We start from the raw sequence: 18,785 nt of genomic DNA on the forward strand, positions 1-18,785 counted from the left end.
ACTGTATCGGATACATTCGCGTATCGGATACGTTCGTGTATCGAGCACGATCGTGCGTCGAGCACGTCGCCTCCCGCGCGTTCGTGCTGACGGCACGACCGCGCTCTCCGAGCACAGAGTCGTGTCCCTTTCCGCTCCCCCGTCGTCAGGAGACACGCGTGTCGTCGATGCTCTACCGACTCGGCCGCTGGGTGTTCCGCGCCCACCGGCTGGTCGCCGTCCTCTGGCTCGCCGTCGTCGTCCTCGCGGGCGGTGGCGCGCTGCTGCTCAACCAGGGCACGGACAACACCTTCTCGATCCCCGGCACCCAGTCGCAGACCGCGCTGGACCAGCTCGAGCGCACCTTCCCCCAGGTCAGCGGCACTTCGGCGCGCTACGTCGTCGTCGCGCCCGACGGCGGCAGCGTCGAGGACTCGGACATCAGCGGCCCGGTCGGCGAGGCGGTCACCGCGCTCGAGGGGATCGACGGCGTCGCCGCGGTCACCGACCCCTACTCCGACACCGTCGAGGGCACGATCTCCGAGGCCGGGAATGCGCTGGTCATCACCACGCAGATGGACGGCTCCGCCACCACGACCTCCGAGGCGTCGCGGGACGCGCTCCAGGCCGAGGCCACGACCCTCCAGGAGGCGCTCCCCGCGGGCGCCGTGGTCTCGCTCGGCGGCGACCTCTTCTCCCAGAGCCTGCCAGGCGTCACCGTCACCGAGGGGATCGGCCTCCTCGTGGCGCTGGTCGTCCTGGTGCTCACCTTCGGCTCGTTCCTCGCCGCCGGCATGCCGCTGGTGACCGCGCTGCTCGGCGTCGCGCTCTCGATGTCCGCGATCTTCATCGCGACCCGCTTCGCCTCGATCTCCTCCACCACGCCGCTGCTGGCGCTGATGCTCGGCCTCGCGGTCGGCATCGACTACGCGCTCTTCATCATCAGCCGGCACCAGGACCAGCTGAAGCAGGGCATGGCGCCGGAGGAGTCGGCCGCCCGCGCGACCGCGACCGCCGGCTCCGCGGTCGTCTTCGCCGGCCTGACCGTCATCATCGCGCTCGCCGGCCTCTCGGTCGCGGGCATCCCGTTCCTCACCACGATGGGCATCGCGGCGGCGGGCGGAGTCGCGATCGCCGTGGTCATCGCACTCACACTCACCCCCGCGCTGCTCGGCTTCGCCGGCGAGCGCCTCCGGCCGAAGGAGCGGAAGGCCAAGAAGGCCGCCGCGAAGCAGGCCGCCGCGAGCTCCGGCGCCGAGAGGGCCGCTGTCACCACCGGCGCCCACACCGACCCCGACGCCGCCGAGGACGCCGCCGCCCCCTCCCCCGGCTCGCACGTGCACGCCGAGGTCCCGCGCGGCTTCTTCCGCGGCTGGGTGCGCGTCGTCACCCGCTTCCCGATCCTCACGATCATCGCCGTCGTCGGCGTGCTCGGCATGGCGTCGATACCGGCGCTGAGCCTGCGCCTCGCGCTGCCCGACGCCGGCTACCAAGCCGAGGGCACCCCCGCGCGCGACACCTACGACCTGCTCGCCGAGAACTTCGGCCCCGGCTACAACGGCCCGCTCATCGTCACCGGCACGATCATCGGCTCGACCGACCCGCTCGGCCTGATGGCCGACCTCAAGACCGAGATCGAGGGCCTGGACGGCGTCGCCTCCGTGCCGCTCGCCACCCCGAACGAGACCGCCGACACCGGGATCATCCAGGTGATCCCCGAGGGCGGCCCCGACTCCGAGGCCACCAAGGCGCTCGTCGCCGAGATCCGCGACAGGCACGACTACTTCGAGGAGACCTACGGGGTCGACCTCGCGGTCACCGGGCAGACCGCGGTCGGCATCGACATCTCCGACACCCTGGCGAACGCGCTGCTGCCGTTCGGCCTGCTGGTCGTCGGGCTCTCGCTGGTGCTGCTGACGATGGTCTTCCGCTCGCTCTGGGTGCCGCTCAAGGCGACGCTCGGCTACCTGCTCTCCGTCGGCGCGTCCTTCGGCGCCGTCGCGGCGGTCTTCGAGTGGGGCTGGTTCGCCGACGCCCTGCACGTGGACAAGACCGGCCCGATCATCAGCTTCATGCCGATCATCCTGATGGGCGTGCTCTTCGGGCTGGCGATGGACTACGAGGTGTTCCTCGTCTCGCGGATGCGCGAGGACTACGTGCACGGCCGTCCGGCCCGCGCGGCGGTCGAGTCGGGCTTCGTCGGCTCGGCGAAGGTGGTCACCGCGGCCGCGGTCATCATGTTCTCCGTCTTCGCGGCGTTCGTGCCGGAGGGCGACACCAACATCAAGCCGATCGCGCTCGGCCTGGCGGTGGGCGTGTTCGTCGACGCCTTCATCGTCCGGATGACGCTCGTGCCGGCGGTGCTGCACCTCCTCGGCGACCGCGCCTGGCACATGCCGCGCTGGCTCGACCGGGTGCTCCCCTCCTTCGACGTGGAGGGCGAGGGCCTGACCAAGGAGCTCGCGCTCGCCGACTGGCCCGAGCCCGGCGCCACCGACGCGGTGGCGGCCGAGGGGCTGTGCCTCGACGGTCCGGACGGCCCGGTCTACCGCGACGTCGACGTGCGGGTGCCCGCGGGCGGCGCGCTCGTCGTGCACGGCCCGCACCGCTCGGGCCGCACCGCGCTGCTGCTGACGATCGCGGGACGCCTCGCCCCCGACGCCGGCCGGCTCAAGGTCGACGGCCTCGTCGTGCCGATCCGCTCCTCCGCCGTCCGCGGGCGCGTCGGACTGGTCCGGCTCGCCGGCGCCACCGATCCGGTGGCCGAGGTGCGTGCGGCGCTCCAGACGGCCCCGCCGCTGCTCGTGCTCGACGACCTCGACACCGTCACCGACCCGCAGCTGCGCGACGGGATCCGCGCCGAGCTCGACCGGGCCCGCGCGAAGGCCGCGCAGAAGGAGCGCTCCTTCACGGTGATCGCCTCCTCCGTCGACGCGGACGCGCTCGACGACCTCCTCCCCACCGACCGCGGCGAGCTCGCGGTCTCCCCCGCGGCCGAGCGCCGCGCTATCGCGAAGGTCCGCTGACAGATGGCTCTCTTCTCCCTCGAACGCCCCCGCGGCGTCAAGAAGGTGTCCTGGGTGACCCTTCTCGGCATCGTCCTCGTCCCCCTCGTCATCGGCGGCCTGCTCGTCTGGGCGCTGTGGAACCCGACCGAGCGCCTCGACACCATCACGGCCGCGGTCGTGAACGAGGACACCCCCGTCGAGCTCAACGGGCAGACCGTGCCGCTCGGCCGCCAGCTCGCGGCCGGGCTGGTCACCGGCGGGGAGACGGACGCGGCGACGCCCGCGCCCTCCGCGTCCGGCACTCCCTCCCCCTCCTCGAGCCCCGCGGCGAACGTCTCGGGCTCCGACTCCACCGGCAACTTCACCTGGGTCCTCACCGACAAGGACGACGCGGCGAAGGGACTCGCCGACGGCAGCTACGCGACCGTCGTCACCATCCCGTCCTCGTTCTCGGCCGCCGCGACCTCCTACGCCGGAGACGCCGCCGCCGCGACGAAGGCCACGATCGACATCGCCACCAGCGAGAAGGCGAAGCTCGTCGACGACGCCATCTCGGCGACGGTCACCAGCACGGCGACCGCGCTGCTGAACACGCAGCTGACCACCGCCTACCTCGAGAACATCTACGTCGGCTTCAACACCCTGAACCAGCAGATCGGCCAGGCCGCCGACGGCGCGGGCACCCTCGCGGACGGCGCCGACCAGCTCGGCACCGGCGCCTCGACGCTCGCCGACGGCACCAGCACGCTCGCGGACGGCATCGACGACCTGGCGACCGGCGCGTCCGGGCTCTCCGACGGCGTCGCGCAGCTCGGCACCGGCGCGTCGTCCCTGGCGGACGGCGTCGCGCAGGTGGGCACCGGTGCCTCGGACCTCTCGGGCGGCGTCTCGCAGCTCGCGACCGGCGCGCAGCAGTCGGCCGACGGCGCGACGCAGCTCGCGACCGGCGCGGGCTCGCTCGCGGACGGCCTCGACGCGCTCAGCGCCAGCACGACCCAGCTGGGCGCGAGCACGCAGCAGATCGCGACCCTCAGCGCGGGCGCCGCGGCGTCGACGGCGGGCACGCTGCAGGGCCTCCAGCGGGTCCTCGCCACCTGCCAGACCGCCGAGTGCCTCACCGCGCTGGGCGTCATCGCCGATGCGCAGACCTCCGCCACCGGACCGGTGACCCTGACGACCACCGCCGCGGGCGCCACCGCGCAGCTCGACGCCGGGATCCGCGTCGGAGCGAACGGGCAGCCCTCGCTCGTCTCCGGAGTCGCGTCCGCGGCGACCGGGGCGCGCGGCGTCGCCGACGGCGCCGGATCCCTCGCGGGCGGACTCACTCAGCTCTCGACCGGCGCCGCGACGGCGGCCGGCGGAGCGTCTCAGCTCGCCACCGGCGCCGCCTCCGCCGCGGACGGCGCCCGGCAGCTGGCGACCGGCGCGACCTCGGCCGCGGACGGCGCCGCGCAGCTCTCGACCGGCGCCTCCTCGGCGGCCGACGGCGCGCGACAGCTCGCCGACGGCGCGGGCGGCGTCTCGGACGGCGCGCTCCAGCTCGCCGACGGCACCCGCTCGCTCGCCACCGGCCTCGACGCCGCGGTGGCGCAGCTGCCGACCTACACGGAGTCGGAGTCGCAGAATCTCGCCGACGTCGTCTCCGACCCGGTCGAGAACTCGAGCGGCACCAGCACGGACCTCTTCGGAGCGTCGAGCGTGCCGTTCTTCGCGACGATCGCGCTCTGGCTCGGCGCCCTGGCGACCTTCCTCGTGCTCGCCGCGTTCTCGCACCGCGCGCTCTCCTCGACCCGTTCCTCCGCGGCGCTGGCGCTGTCCTCCTACGTGCCGGCCCTCGTGATCGGACTCGTGCAGGGTCTCGCGGTCGCGATCGTGATGAGCGCGGTCGCGAGCCTGGACCTCGTGACCTGGTTCGGCTTCGCCGCGCTGGCGATGCTCGCGGGGGCGTCCTTCGCCGCCGTCAACCAGGGCCTGGTCGCGCTGCTCGGCGGGCTCGGCCGCTTCGTCTCGATGGTCGCGGCCGTGATCGGCCTCGGCGCCGGCATCATCTCGACCGTCCCGGGCGTCTTCGACGACGCCCTCGCCTTCCTGCCGCTCTCGGCCGCGCAGAACGCGCTGGCCGGCGTGGTCGAGGGCACCGGCGGCGTCGGCGCCGCCGTCGTCGGCCTGCTGATCTGGCTGCTCTTCGGCCTCCTGCTGACGGTCGCCGCCATCGCCCGCCGCCGAGTCACCTCGGTCCGAGCCCTGACCCGCCCGGTCGAGGCCTAACCCCTCCCCTCCGCGAGATGCCACTTGTGCACGCGACACGCCGTGTCGAGCGTGCACAAGTGGCATCTCGCGGGAGGGGTCAGGAGGTCCAGGCGGTCAGCTGCTCGGGGGTCGCCAGGACGCGGTGGGTGGGCGAGAGCGTGTGCACCGTCCCGGCGGCGTAGTCGATGCCGAGGGCGACGGGGTCGTAGGCCTCCGACGGCGGGCGGTTGCGCATGGCGCGCGGGTCCGCCGACAGCACGGCCCGCAGGAGCGACTTCGTGTAGGGGTGGACCGGGCTCGAGAAGATCTCGCCCGTCGTGCCCGTCTCGACGAGGTGCCCCTTGTGCATGACCCCGATGCGGTCCGAGATGTACTTCACCATCGCCAGATCGTGCGCGATGAAGAGGTAGGCGGTGCCGAGCTCCTTCTGCAGCGAGCGCATCAGGTTGACGACCTGCGCCTGGATCGAGACGTCGAGCGCCGAGACGCACTCGTCGGCGATCACGAGGTCGGGCTGCATCACCAGGGCCCGCGCGATCCCGATCCGCTGGCGCTGCCCGCCGGAGAACTGGTGCGGGTAGCGGTCGGCGTAGGCGCGATCCAGGCCCACCTTCTCGAGGATCGCGTAGACCTTCTCGTCGCGCTCGGCGACGGAGGCGAACCGGCGCTGCGTCATCAGGCCCTGCGCGACGATGTCGAACACCTTCTTGCGCGGATTGAGGCTCGACATCGGGTTCTGGAAGATCATCTGGATGCTGGAGCGGAGGTGGTCGCGCTCCGCCGCGCCGAGCCGCCCGCTGAGGCTGCGGCCCGACAGCACGACCTCCCCGGCGGTGGGATCGATCAGCCGGATGATCGAGCGGCCGATGGTCGACTTGCCGCTGCCCGACTCGCCGACCAGCCCGAAGGTCTCTCCCCGGCGGATCTCGAAGTCGACGCCGCCGATCGCCGTCACGCGGTGGCGCCGCCCGAGGGCGAAGACCTGCGTCAGCCCGCGGACCGAGAGCAGGGGGGTGTCGTTCTGCAGGGCGGTCACGACCGGCCTCCTTCGCTGAGGGCGAGCATCGCGTCGATCTTGGCGCGCAGCGGTGCCGGCATCTCGACCGGCGGCGCATCGGGATGGCAGAGCCACGAGGCGACGCGGTGGCCGCCGCCGACATCGAAGAGGGGCGGCTCCTGGACGAAGTCGATCTCGAGGGCGAACGGGTTGCGCTGCGCGAACGGATCGCCGGCCGGCCGGTTCACCAGGCTCGCCGGGCTGCCCGGGATCGCGAACAGCTCGGGGGAATCGGTGGTGAGGTCCGGCATCGCCGAGAGCAGCCCCCAGGTGTAGGGGTGGCGGGGGTCGTAGAAGACCTCCTCCGCGGTGCCCTGCTCGATGATGCGGCCCGCGTACATCACGTTGACGTGGTCGGCGACCGTCGCGACGACGCCGAGATCGTGCGTGATGAAGATCACCGACAGACCGCGGTCGGCCTGCAGGCGCTTCAGCAGCTCGAGGATCCGGAGCTGGATGGTGACGTCCAGGGCGGTCGTCGGCTCGTCGCAGATCAGGACGTCGGGATTGCAGGAGAGTGCGATGGCGATGTTCACGCGCTGGCACATCCCGCCGGACAGCTGGTGCGGGAACTGCTTGAAGCGGCGCTCCGGCTGGTCGATGCCGACCTCGGCGAGCAGCTCGATCGCCCGCGCCCTCGCCTCGCGCCGGCCGAGGCCGAAGTGCTCCTGGATGCCCTCCATCACCTGCTTGCCGACCGACATCGTCGGGTCGAGGCAGGTCAGCGCGTCCTGGAAGACCATCGCGATCCGCCGGCCGCAGATCTCGCGGCGGATCGCCCTCTCGCTCATCGCCGCGATGTCGCTGACCACCGCGGAGCCGTCCTCGGCGATGCGCGAGAACTCGATCGAGCCCCCGGTGATGCGCTGACTCGGACCCATCAGGCCGAGGATCGCGCGGGCGGTCACGGACTTGCCGCTGCCCGACTCCCCGACGATCGCGACGACCTCGCCGGCGTGGAGGTCGAAGCTCAGCCCGCGGATCGCCTCGACCGCTCCGTCGTCGTTCTCGAACGAGATCGCGAGGTCGCGGACCGACAGCAGGGGCCGGCGGACGCGCTCGCCGGCGGCGGTCGACCCGCTCGTGGTGACGCTCGTGCTCATCTCAGTGGCCTCTCGAGGTCGTCAGTCGGGGATCGGTCGCTTCCTTCAGCCCGTCGGCGACGAGCGTGAACGCCACCATCAGCAGACCGAGGACCACGACCGGGATGATCACCAGGAACGGGTAGGCGAGGAACGACTTGTAGCCGACGCTCACCAGCGAGCCGAGCGAGGCCATCGGCGCCTGCACGCCGAGGCCGACGAACGACAGGTAGGACTCGGTGAAGATCGCCGAGGGGATCGAGAACATGCTCATCGTGACGATCGGGCCGATGATGTTCGGCAGGATCTCGACGAAGACGATCCGCGCGTCCCGGGCGCCCAGGGTCCGGGAGGCGAGCACGTACTCCTCGGTCTTCTGCCGCAGCGCCTGCGCGCGGCTGACCCGGCTCATGGCGAGCCAGTTGCTGAGGAGCAGCCCGAACACGATCGCGCCGATGCCGGGACCGACCGCGACGACGAAGAGGGTGACGATCACCAGCTGCGGGATCCCGGACAGCACCTCGACCACGCGCTGCATCAGCGAGTCGGTGCGGCCGCCGAAGTAGCCGGACACCAGGCCGTAGGTCATGCCGATGACGACGTCGATCGCGAAGGCGATGACGGCGATCAGCAGCGAGACCCGGGTGCCGCTCCAGACCCGCGACCAGACGTCGCGGCCGAGCTCGTCGGTGCCGAACAGGAAGTAGGTGCCCGGCGGCAGGTCCGCCGCCGCGTAGGCGTCGACGCCGTCGCGGCTCCCGTCGAGGATCCCGAAGGACTCGAGCAGCGGCACGCGCGGCGGGAGGAAGCGCGAGGCGATCTCCGGTCCGCCGCCGGTCGCCGGGAAGAACGGGACGACCAGGCTCAGCACCACGATCACGGCCAGGATCACGAGCCCGGCCATCGCCGGCCAGTTGCGGCGGAAGCGGCGGGCGATGTCGGTCCCGCCGCCGCGCACGACGCGGGTCGACGTGGTGGGCGGGCCGGCGGGCCGGTTGCCCGGCGTGACGAGTCGCAGGCCCTCGGGCGCGACACCGGCGTCGAGGCCCGCGGTCGGGGAGATCGGGGTGCGGTGCACTGCCGGGTCGCTCATCGTGCCTGTCCTGCCAGTCGGATGCGGGGGTCGATCAGTCCGTAGAGCACGTCGACCACGAGCATCACGACGATGTAGATGATGCTGTAGACGAGGCTGATCGCGATGACGATGTTGTAGTCGACGTTCTGGATCGCGGTCAGCAGCAGCTGCCCGAGGCCGGGGGCGCCGAAGATCTGCTCGATCACGACGGAGCCGGTGATCAGGCCGATCAGCAGCGGCGAGAGCACGGTGATGATCGAGACCATCGTGTTGCGCAGGGCGTGCCGGCCGATGACCTTCGCCGGGCTGATGCCCTTGGCCTTCGCCAGCAGGATGTAGTCGCTCTCGAGGCAGTCGAGCATCTCGGAGCGGGCGTACCGCGCGGTCACGGCCATCACGTAGGCGGCGAGCGAGATCGTCGGCAGCACGCTCGAGGTGAAGGGGTCGTCCTCCGAGTAGCGGATCGGGAGGAGCTTCCACTCGAAGCCCACGAAGTAGACCAGCAGCAGCGCGATCACGAACGACGGGACGCTGAAGGCGATCACCGAGACGAAGGTGGAGAGGTTGTCGAACCAGCCGCGCTTGCGGATGGCCGAGACGATGCCGATCAGCAGCCCGAGCACGACGCCCAGGGCGAGCGCCTGCAGTCCGATGCGGATCGTCACCGGCAGCCGCGAGCCCAGCATCTCGGACACGGGGAAGTCGGGGATGAGGTTGTAGGAGATGCCGAAGTCGCCGCGCGCGAGGTTGACCAGGTAGGTGCCCAGCCGCAGCAGGACCGGCTCGTCGAGTCCGTACTTCTGCGTGAGCAGCTCCTTCTGCACCGCGTCCAGCTTCTCGCTGTTGAACGGCGAGCCGGGGAGCAGCTGCAGCAGCGCGAACATCACGATCGCGATGGCGACGATCGTGAAGACCGAGGTGACGAGCCTCGTCGCGATGTACTTCGTCACGGGGTGCGCCCGAGGGCTTCGTCGCGGACGCGCTCGCCGTCCTCGGGGATCCCGGCCCAGGACCGCGCGTGGAACTGGGTGAGCCCGACCCGCACGAGCGCGCGGCGGGCGAGGGAGTCGATGATCTCCTCGACCGACGCGGGACGGGTGTAGAAGGCAGGCACCGGCGGCGCGATGATGCCGCCCGAGCGTGCCACGGCGTCCATCGCGGCCAGGTGGCCGCGGTGCAGCGGCGACTCGCGCACCATCAGCAGCGTGGGCACGCCCTCCTTGAGGCAGACGTCGGCGGCCCGGGTGATCAGGTTGTCGGCGAGGCCGTACGCGATGCCGCTCAGGGTCTTGATGGTGCACGGCGCGATGATCATGGCGGTCGCCGGGGTCGAGCCCGACGCGATCGACGCCCCGATGTGGGCGGGCCGGTGCGCGACGTCGGCGAGCGCCTCCACCTGCTTCTGCGTCATCCCGCACTCCTGGTCGAGGGTCATCGCGCCCGCCTTCGACACGATGACGTCGCTGTGCAGGCCCGGGTCCATGCGCAGCAGCTCGAGGATGCGGACGCCGATGCCGACGCCGGAGGCCCCGGTGATGGCGACGATCACGCGACCGGGCGGTTCCTGACGGGTGCGGTTCATGCGAGGCCTTCCTTGTCGAGGGTGACGACGGACTGGGCGAGCGCGTGCACGCCGAGGGCGATGTCCGTCGTCTCGGTGAACTCCTCCGGGCAGTGGCTGCGCCCGTCGCGGGAGGGGATGAAGATCATGCCGATCGGGCCGAGCCGGGCCATCTGCACCCCGTCGTGCCCCGCTCCGCTGTAGAGCTGGGCGGCGGGGTGCCCGAGGCGGTCGATGGACCGGCCGATGCTCCCGGCGAGGCGCGGGTCGATCGCGGTCGGCCGCTCCCAGGGCAGCCAGGTGACCTCGTGGCGCAGTCCGCGCTTGCCCGCCTCGATCGCGGTGATCTCGGCGATCTCCTCGCGGGCGAGGGTGAACCAGTCGAGGTCCGGGCTGCGGAACTCGGCGGTGACCAGGGCGCTCTCGGTGATGACGCTGGTCGCCTCCGGGGTGAAGGTGACGCTGCCGACCGTGCCGACCGCCTGGGCGGCGGTGGAGGCGATGCGCTCGACCGCGAGCACGACCCCGGCGGCGGCGCAGCCGGCGTCGTGGCGGAGGGACATCGGCATGGTGCCGGCGTGGTCGCGGCGGCCGGTGAACAGCGTGCGGAACCGCGAGATGCCGGCGATCGAGGTGACGACACCGAGCGGCAGCCCCTCGCGCTCGAGGATCGGCCCCTGCTCGATGTGCAGCTCCAGGAAGCCGAGCACCTCGTCGCTGCTCCAGCGGGTGCCGGTGAGCGGATCCGCCCACCCGGCCGCCTCGAGCGCGGCTCCCAGGGTGCGGCCGGTCTCGTCGGTGGCCGAGAGGTGCTCCGCGGTCAGCGAGCCGGCTAGCGCGCGGCTGCCGAGACAGGAGAGCTCGAAGCGGTTCGCCTCCTCGTTGTAGAAGTCGACGACGCGCAGATCGTGGTGCAGCCGGATGCCGGACTCCTGCAGGAGCCGCGCGACCTCGATCGCCCCCATCACTCCGACGATCCCGTCGTAGCGCCCGCCGCCGTCGACCGTGTCGGTGTGGGAGCCGATCACGATGGCGCGGCGGGCGGCGCCCGTGCCGGCGAGGGTGCCGATGACGTTGCCGATGCCGTCGATCCGGACCTCGAGGCCGGCCGCGCGCATGCGCTCGGCGACCCAGTGGCGCGAATCGGTGTCGACCTCGGTCATCGCCACCCGGCTCCAGCCGGGTCGGGAGGTGTCGACGAGTCCGGAGATCTCGTCGAGGTCGCGCGTCAGCCGCGCGACGTCGGGGAAGGCCACCTCGGCGGTCATCGGGCGCCCTCCCCCTCGGTCAGCGAGCCGTGCACGACGATCGCGGGACGCAGCGCGCCGCCGAGCCCGTCGGCGACGAGCGCGTCGCGGATGCGCCGGAGGATCGCGGGCGGCGGGACGGCGAGGTCGGCGCCGATCGCGCGGTCGCCCTCCTTCCGGGTCGCGTCCATGCCGACCTTGGTGACCGTCCCGCCGATCTGCATCGGCACGTTGCGGTCGGTGGCGACCCCGTCGACGAGGACGAGGTCGCGGTCCCAGCGCAGACGGCTGGTCCGCGCCCAGTGCACGTGCTCCTGGTCCCAGGCGTCGACGTCCGCGTCGACCACCGTCACCTGCTTGACCATGCTGACGGCGGCGAAGGCCCCGAACATCACACGCTTGGCCGCGCCGGGCCGCCCGTTCGCGATCGAGACGACGACGTCGACCCGCCCGCCGCCGGAGTGCGTGACGGCGACGTCGACGATGTCGCAGCCGACGTTCCGCAGCGCGTGCTTGATCCCCGCGGCGATCGGCAGCGCCGCGATGTAGCTGTGCTCGGAGGAGAGCCCCGGCAGGATGACCTGCACCTCGGGCGCCGAGCGCCGGGTGACCGCGGTGACCTCGAGGGTGATGCCGTCGCCGTAGTCCTCGTACATGCCGTGGTACTCGTTGACGAGCCCCTCGTGCACCGGACGGTCGGCGTGCAGCAGCCCCTCGACGACGATCTCCGCGTCGGCCGGCACGAGCACGTCGCTCGTGGTGGCGCGGGCCACGCGGACGGGCTCGCCGAGCAGGTGCGCGGCGTGCTCGAGCTCGTCGTCGCCGAGCGCGAGGTAGCAGCAGGCCGCCATCTGGATCGCGGGGTGCGCGCCGAGCACGACGGCGACCGGGAGCCCGCCCGCCGCGGCGGCCGAGCGCGACATCGCCGTGAGGTGGTGGTTCGGTGCGATGCCGACGAAGCCGGTCGTCTCGCCCAGCGGCTTGATCCGCGCGTAGGAGGCGTTGCGGTGCCCGGTCACGGGATCGAAGGCGACGATCATGCCGGCCGTCACGTAGCCGCCGGAGTCCTTCTCGAACCAGGTGGGGGCGACGACCTCGTCCCAGACCGCCGACGCGGGGAGGCGGACCTCCTGCACCGGGGCGTCGTCGACGAGGAGCACCGGCTGCCGGTCGGCCACGGCTGCCGTCAGCGTGTCGAGCAGCTGGTCGACGTCGCAGCCCACCGCGCGGGCGAGGCGGCTGCGGCTCGACAGGGCGTTGCCGACGACGGGGTGCGCCGATCCGGTGACCGCGCTCAGGCGCACGGCCGGACCGCGGTCGAGCAGCGCCAGCACGCTGGCGAGCTCGAAGCGCGCGTCGACCGCGCGGTCGATCACCACGAGCTCGTCCGCAGGCAGGGCGTCGACGTAGGCCCGCAGCGACTGCTCGCCCATCAGGCGGCCCTCGCGACGAAGCGGCCGTCGCCCGGGCGGGCGAGGAGGCCCTCGGCCCTCGAGAAGACCGGCGTCCCCCGCACGACCGTCAGGACGAGCTCGCCGGGGAAGGTCATGCCCGCGTAGGGGCTCCAGGTGGCGGTGGAGAGCATCGGGGTCTCGTCGACGACGGTCGAGCCGGCGGGGTCGACGATCGCGAAGTCGGCGTCGAGGCCGACGGCGATCGCGCCCTTCCGGTGGTCGATCCCGAACGCGCGCGCCGGGTTCCCGGCGAGCACCTCGGCGGCCCGGAGCAGCGAGAGGCGGCCGCCGAAGTAGCCGGCCCCGAGCACGATCGGCAGCAGGGTCTGCACCCCGGGGGCCCCGGAGGCGTTGTCGAAGATCACCTCGGAGCTCTTCTTCGAGAGCGGCCAGGGGGCGTGATCGGACGTCACCATGTCGATGCGGCCGTCGGCCAGCGCCGCCCACATCCCGCGGGCGTGCTCGGCGGTGCGCAGCGGCGGGTTGATCTTGCCCCGCGCGCCCAGGCGCTCCATGTCGTCCTCGGTGAGGACGAGGTAGTGCGGGCAGGTCTCGAGGGTGGCGTCGAGGCCGCGGCCGGCGCTCGCCTCGACCAGGTCGACGGTGGCGGGCAGGCTCGCGTGGAAGATGTGGAAGCGCGCGCCCGCGGCGGACGCCAGCTCCAGCCCGAGCGCCACGGACGACGTCTCGGAGACGGGCGGGCGGCTGCGCACGTGGTCGATCGGCGCGGTGCGGCCGGCGGCCTTCGCCGCGGCGACGAGCGCGCCGATGATCTCGCCGTCCTCGGCGTGCACGCCCACGCGGACGCCGCGCTCGGCCATGATCGCGAAGGCCTCGAGCAGCTCGTCCGAGGGGAGGCGCGGGAAGCGGATCGGGTCGGTCTCGAACAGCGACACCTTGAAGCCGCAGACGCCCTCGTCGATCATCCCGGCGACGTCGCGCGCCCCGTCGCCGGGGCGGACCGTGCCGTGCAGCGCGACGTCGACGACCGCCTCGCGCTCGAGGCGCTCGCGCTTGGCGACGACCGCGGCCGCCGTGTTGACGGGGCTGCCGGCGTCGTAGGGCATGTCGAGGATCGTGGTGACACCCCCCGCCGCGGCCGCCGACGTCGCTCCGACGAAGGTCTCGGCCGGCTCGGAGAACGCGTGGACGTGCGCATCGACGGCCCCGGGCAGCACGAGGAGGCCCTCGCCGCCGAGGACCCGCTCGGCACCCGCGACGGCCTCGGCCGCCGCGCGCCCCTCGAGCACCGCGGTGATGCGGCCGCCCTCGACGAGGACGGCGCCGTCGTCGATCACGGCGCCGGGCGTGACGATGCGCCCGCGGACCACCGATCCTCCTCGGGTCACCGCACGACTCCGATGCGCGACTCGACGGCCGAGAGCACCGTGCCGAGCACGACCATCGCCTGCGCGTTCATCATCTGCTCCGACTGGTAGATGTCCTCGCGGGTCATCGGCACGATCGAGCGGACCGCCTCGTAGGCGGCGGCGCTGCCCTCGCCGAGAGCGCGTCCGTCGAGGTGCGGGGCGGCCAGATCGATGCCCTGCGTGGCGAGGATGAACTCGACGCCCAGGATGACCTGCGTGTTCTTGATGATGCTCCGCGCCTTGCGCGAAGAGAAGGTGCACATCGAGACGTGGTCCTCCTGGTTCGCCTTCGTCGGGATCGAGTCGACGACCGAGGGGAAGCAGAGCACCTTGTTCTCGGAGGCGATCGCCGCGGCGGCGCAGTGCACGATCGAGAAGCCGGTGTTCAGGCCGAGCTGACCGCCGACGAGGTTCAGCGGCAGGCCGTAGCTGAGGTTCGGGTCGGTGAGCCGGAACGAGCGGCGCTCGGAGATCGCGCCGATCTCGGCGACCGCGATCGAGATCAGGTCGGCGGCCACGCCGATCGGCTCGCCGTGGAAGTTGCCGCCCGAGAGGACGTCGTAGCCGCCCTGGCCGTCCGGCAGCACGAGCGGGTTGTCGGTCGCGGCGTTGGCCTCGCGCACGAGCAGCGTCTCGGCGAACAGGAGGGACTCGCGCGTCGTGCCGTGCACCTGCGGCGCGCAGCGCAGCGAGTAGGCGTCCTGCACCCGCGGCTTGTAGGGGCCCGCGCGGTGCTCGTCGGGGAGCTGGATGCGGCGGGCGTCCTCGACGGTGCGCTCGCTGCCGGCGGTCAGCGCGCGCACGTTGGCGGCGACGTCGACCTGGCCGGGAGCGTTGCGGGCGAGGTGGATGCGCTCGTCGAACGCGTCGAGCTCGCCGCGCACCGCCTCGAGCGAGAGCGCGAGGGCCACGTCCGCCTGGCGGGTGAGGCTCCAGGCGTCGTGCAGGGCGAGGCAGGCGGTCGCGAGCGAGATCGTCGAGCCGTTGATGAGGGCGAGGACGTCCTTGGGCTTGAGGTCGAACTCGATCTCCAGCCCGGCGGCGGCGAGCGCCTCGACGGCCGGCATGCGCACGCCGCGGTGGTACGCCTCGGCCTTCTCGTGGCCGACCATCACGCTCACCATGTGCGCGAGCGGGGCGAGGTCGCCGGAGGCGCCGACCGAGCCCTGCCCGGGGATGACGGGGAGGACGTCCGCGTTGAGCATCGCGATGAGGCGGTCGATGCACTCGATGCGGACGCCGGACATGCCCTTCGCGATCGCGTTCGTGCGCAGCAGCAGGAGAGCGCGGGTCTCGTCGAGCGGGAGGGGCTCGCCGACGCCGGCCGAGTGCGAGTTGATGACCAGCCGCTGGAAGCGCGCCTGGTCGGCGGCGGGGACGCGGACGTCCATCAGCCGACCGAGCCCGGTGTTGATGCCGTAGATGGCGGGCGCGTCGGGGGCGAGGAAGTGCTCGTCGACGTAGGCGCGGGCCTCGTTCGTGACGCGGCGGGCCTCGTCGCTCAGCACGACGTGGGGGAACGATCCGTCCGGGAGGCCTCGGGCGACGAGCGCGACGTCCTCGATCGTGAGGGTGAAGCCGTCGATCTCGACGACGGCGGTGTCGGCAGCGGCAGTGTCGACGACGGCCTGGGCCAGTTCAGTCATGGGGAGAGTCTCTTTCGTTGATCCGGCTTCGACGCCTCGGCTGTTCGGTCTTTCTGCCTCAAGTCTGCAGAGACAGGCTCGATCCTTCAAGTCGACCGAACAGAGTCGTGCAACCGTCGGGTGTGGCGCAGAGGATTCGGCTGTCGCCCGCGAAGGACGGCCGCCGCCGCACAGGATTCGGCGGTCGCGGACCGCCGGCGGACGACAGGAAGGGCCGCCCCCGCGCTCAGCGCGGAGACGGCCCTTCCGGCGGTGGACGGCGTCAGCTCGGAGGAGCGGCGTGCACCGTGCGCGGGTCGTTGAACGACTGCGCGCGGCCCGAGAACTCGGACTCGAGATCCAGGAGCTCCTGGGCGGCGAAGAACGCCATCCCGCTGTGCCCCGGGTACTCGTCCGGCATCAGCTCGTTCGAGTAGGTGTTGCCCATCTCCTCGAGGTTCGCCCGGCCGGCCTCGATCATGCCGGCCATCGCCGCCTTCATGGTGAAGTGCATCGTCACGAGCTGGAATCCGAGCTCCGCCAGCTGCGCGAACGACATCTGCTGGAGTCCGCGCTTGGCGTTGATGTCGGCGAACATCTTGAGCCCCGGCACGCGCCGGGCGACCTCGGCGGCGTCCTCCAGCGTCGTCACGTTGACCACGACCGTCGCATGCGCCCCCAGGGCCACGCAGTCGATCATCCGCTGGATGCCCTCCTCCAGGTTCGCACTGCCGTAGTTGCTGCGGGCGATCACCATGCAGTCGGTGCCCTCGACGGCCTTCACCGCCGCGCGGATCTTCGCGTAGTACTCCTCCCGCGGGATCAGGTTGTCGGTCGAGACGTCCCGGGCGTAGCCGGGCTCGAACTCGTCCTCCATCAGCACGGCCATCGCGCCGGCCTTGGCGACCCGGCGGCAGGTCTCGTAGACCTGGAGCGGGCTGGCGCCGAAGCCGTCCTCGATGTCGACCGCCAGCGGCAGCGGCGACATGTCGACGATCCGCTCGACGGCCCAGAGCAGCTCCTCGAGGGAGAGCAGGCCGAGGTCGGGGATGCCCTTCATCGACATCGACACCTCCGACCCGCTGAGCAGCATGGCCTCGAAGCCGGCCAGCTCGACCGCGCGCGCCGACGAGCAGTCGAAGACGCAGGGGGCCAGCACGCTCCCCGACTGCATGAGCTCGAGCAGGGTCCTCTTCGCGGTCATCGTGCGCTGTCCTCTCGACGGGTGGTCATCAGTCGTCCTTCGTGACGATGCGGTAGTTCCAGGTCAGGCTGACGTTCCTGACCTCCATGCCGTGCACGTCGGGGTTGATCAGCATCGCGATGCCGTTCTGCACGGTCGGGAGCACGGCCACGTCCCCGAGGAGGACGTCCTCCGCCTGGTGCAGGCTGTCCCAGCGCGCCTGCGGCTGGCTGAGCATGTCGGCCGTGCGGGCTGCGGCGATGATCGAGTCGTACTCGGGGTTCGCGTAGCCGCCGAAGTCGCGGATCGACGTCGAGGAGAGCAGCTCGAGGAACGCCATCGGGTCCTTGTAGTCGGGGCCCCAGCGGAACAGGTAGAGGTCGAAGTCGCCGGCGGTGGCCTGCTCGTTGGCCGTGGCCTTGGGCTGGCTCGTCAGCTCGATCGAGAGGCCGGGGAGGTTCGCCTCCCACTGCGAGGCGATGAACTCGGCCTGCGCGATCGAGGCCTCGTCGTCCCAGTAGGACAGGCGCAGCGTCACGGAGTCGGTGCCGAGGGCGGCGAGTCCCGAGGTCCACGCGGCCTGCGCGGCGTCGACGTCGTAGGGGAGGTAGGTGTCGCCGGTGTCGCGGAACTGCTCGCCGTCGGGTCCGATCGCCAGGTTCTTGCCGACGAAGTAGTCGGCCGGCTCCGCGCCGTTCTTGAGCACGCTGTTCGCGAGCGCGTCCTTGTCGAACGAGGTGGCCAGAGCGGTGCGGACGTCCTTGTTCGCGAGGGCCGGATTGTCGAGGTTCGGGTACATGTACCACATGTGCACCTCGAGCGCGGTGGTCAGCTCGGCGGAGTCCGCGTAGCGGTCGATGAGGCTCCCGGAGATCTCGGTGAAGTCGAGGTCACCGCTCTCCTGCAGCAGGGCAGCGGTCTGCGAGTCCTTCACGACCTGCCACTTGATCTCGTCCAGGTCGATGCCGTCCGCGTTCCAGTAGTCGGCGTTCTTCGCGACCGAGAAGTTGTTGGCGAAGTCCCACGAGTCCCAGGTGAACGGGCCGTTGTAGATGGTGGTCTCCGGCGTCTGGCCGTACTTGTCGCCGACCTCGGCGAGGTACGCCTCGTTGACCGGCAGGAAGGCGGGGCGCACGAGCAGCGCCTGGAAGTAGGGCACGTCGGCGGCGAGCTCGACCTGCAGGGTCTTGTCGTCGAGCGCCGTGACGCCGAGCTGGTCGTAGTCCATGCCCTGGTTGACGATCTCGTTGGCGTTCTTGATGCCCGCGGCCACCGCCTCGTTGCTGTTCGGTGCGGCGGTGGCGGGGTTCACCAGGCGCTTCCAGGAGAACTCGAAGTCCTGCGCGGTGACCGGCGTCCCGTCGCTCCAGGTCGCGTCGCGGATGGTGAACGTGTAGGTGAGCCCGTCCTCCGACTTCTCGAAGCTCTCGGCCATCAGCGGGTCGATCTCGCCGTCCGCGTCGAGCGTGTAGAGCCCGTCGAACACGGCCGTGAGGACCTCGTTCGACATGCCGTCGTTCACCTTGTGCGGATCGACGGCCTGGAGGGGGAGGAGCTTGCCGACGGTCAGCACGTGCGACGAGGCGCCGCCGGAGGCGCTGGTCGCCGGATCGGTGCTGCAGGCGGAGAGCAGACCGACGGCCGCGGTCAGGGCGACCGCGGCGGTCAGGAGCTTCGAGAGCTTTTTCATGGGAGGAGGTGCCCTTTCGGGAGATGCATCGGAGGACTCGGCTGAGTCGGGTGGGGGTGCGGAGGACGCGGTGCCGGTGGGGGAGGTGCTGCAGCGCATTCGGTCGATACCCCGAAAGTCTGCACTCTCATGCACTTGGAGGCAAACACTCTGTATCCTGTGCTGCTAAAGCTCCACACTCTGCACGGAACCGCACCGCGACCG

The 18,785-nt window shown here is 71.7% G+C and carries 13 protein-coding genes; 2 read left to right on the forward strand and 11 right to left on the reverse strand.

What is annotated here, in order from left to right; all coding sequences use genetic code 11:
- Positions 1–158: 158 nt before the first annotated feature.
- A complete protein-coding gene (locus tag C1I64_RS15340; RefSeq protein ID WP_208645144.1) occupies positions 159–3,005 on the forward strand; it encodes an MMPL family transporter in 2,847 nt (948 codons plus the stop codon).
- Between the two features lie 3 nt (positions 3,006–3,008).
- Complete coding sequence (locus C1I64_RS15345; RefSeq protein ID WP_127887802.1) at positions 3,009–5,255, forward strand: YhgE/Pip domain-containing protein; 2,247 nt, start codon at positions 3,009–3,011, stop codon at positions 5,253–5,255.
- Between the two features lie 79 nt (positions 5,256–5,334).
- Here the strand turns inward: C1I64_RS15345 and C1I64_RS15350 are convergent, their stop codons facing one another.
- From C1I64_RS15350 to C1I64_RS15400, 11 genes are all read right to left on the reverse strand, one after another.
- Positions 5,335–6,273 carry an ATP-binding cassette domain-containing protein gene (locus C1I64_RS15350; protein WP_127887803.1) on the reverse strand — a complete coding sequence of 313 codons (939 nt, stop codon included), beginning with the start codon at positions 6,271–6,273 and terminating at the stop codon, positions 5,335–5,337.
- A complete protein-coding gene (locus C1I64_RS15355) occupies positions 6,270–7,397 on the reverse strand; it encodes an ABC transporter ATP-binding protein (RefSeq protein ID WP_127887804.1) in 1,128 nt (375 codons plus the stop codon). Before C1I64_RS15355 ends, C1I64_RS15350 begins: the two co-directional genes overlap by 4 nt.
- A 1-nt stretch (position 7,398) precedes the next feature.
- Positions 7,399–8,469, reverse strand: coding sequence for an ABC transporter permease (locus C1I64_RS15360; RefSeq protein ID WP_127887805.1), 1,071 nt, complete (start codon positions 8,467–8,469; stop codon positions 7,399–7,401).
- The gene (locus C1I64_RS15365) at positions 8,466–9,401 is read right to left on the reverse strand and encodes an ABC transporter permease (RefSeq protein ID WP_127887806.1); all 936 of its coding nucleotides are present in this window, start codon (positions 9,399–9,401) and stop codon (positions 8,466–8,468) included. The genes C1I64_RS15360 and C1I64_RS15365 overlap by 4 nt, the downstream gene beginning before the upstream one ends.
- Complete coding sequence (locus C1I64_RS15370; protein WP_127887807.1) at positions 9,398–10,033, reverse strand: UbiX family flavin prenyltransferase; 636 nt, start codon at positions 10,031–10,033, stop codon at positions 9,398–9,400. The genes C1I64_RS15365 and C1I64_RS15370 overlap by 4 nt, the downstream gene beginning before the upstream one ends.
- Positions 10,030–11,280, reverse strand: coding sequence for a M20 family metallo-hydrolase (locus tag C1I64_RS15375; protein WP_127887808.1), 1,251 nt, complete (start codon positions 11,278–11,280; stop codon positions 10,030–10,032). Before C1I64_RS15375 ends, C1I64_RS15370 begins: the two co-directional genes overlap by 4 nt.
- Positions 11,277–12,692: a UbiD family decarboxylase gene (locus C1I64_RS15380; protein ID WP_127887809.1), complete on the reverse strand. Its 1,416-nt coding sequence runs from the start codon at positions 12,690–12,692 to the stop codon at positions 11,277–11,279. The genes C1I64_RS15375 and C1I64_RS15380 overlap by 4 nt, the downstream gene beginning before the upstream one ends.
- Positions 12,692–14,044 carry a dihydroorotase gene (locus tag C1I64_RS15385; RefSeq protein WP_164874562.1) on the reverse strand — a complete coding sequence of 451 codons (1,353 nt, stop codon included), beginning with the start codon at positions 14,042–14,044 and terminating at the stop codon, positions 12,692–12,694. The genes C1I64_RS15380 and C1I64_RS15385 overlap by 1 nt, the downstream gene beginning before the upstream one ends.
- Before the next feature lie 14 nt (positions 14,045–14,058).
- Positions 14,059–15,729, reverse strand: a complete 1,671-nt coding sequence (locus tag C1I64_RS15390) for an HAL/PAL/TAL family ammonia-lyase (protein WP_127887811.1) — start codon at positions 15,727–15,729, stop codon at positions 14,059–14,061.
- Between the two features lie 262 nt (positions 15,730–15,991).
- Positions 15,992–16,912 carry an isocitrate lyase/PEP mutase family protein gene (locus C1I64_RS15395; RefSeq protein ID WP_127887812.1) on the reverse strand — a complete coding sequence of 307 codons (921 nt, stop codon included), beginning with the start codon at positions 16,910–16,912 and terminating at the stop codon, positions 15,992–15,994.
- A 28-nt stretch (positions 16,913–16,940) separates the two neighbouring features.
- A complete protein-coding gene (locus C1I64_RS15400) occupies positions 16,941–18,581 on the reverse strand; it encodes a peptide ABC transporter substrate-binding protein (protein WP_164874563.1) in 1,641 nt (546 codons plus the stop codon).
- Between the last annotated feature and the right edge of the window lie 204 nt (positions 18,582–18,785).

The organism is Rathayibacter festucae DSM 15932 (assembly GCF_004011135.1).
GTDB lineage: Bacteria > Actinomycetota > Actinomycetes > Actinomycetales > Microbacteriaceae > Rathayibacter > Rathayibacter festucae.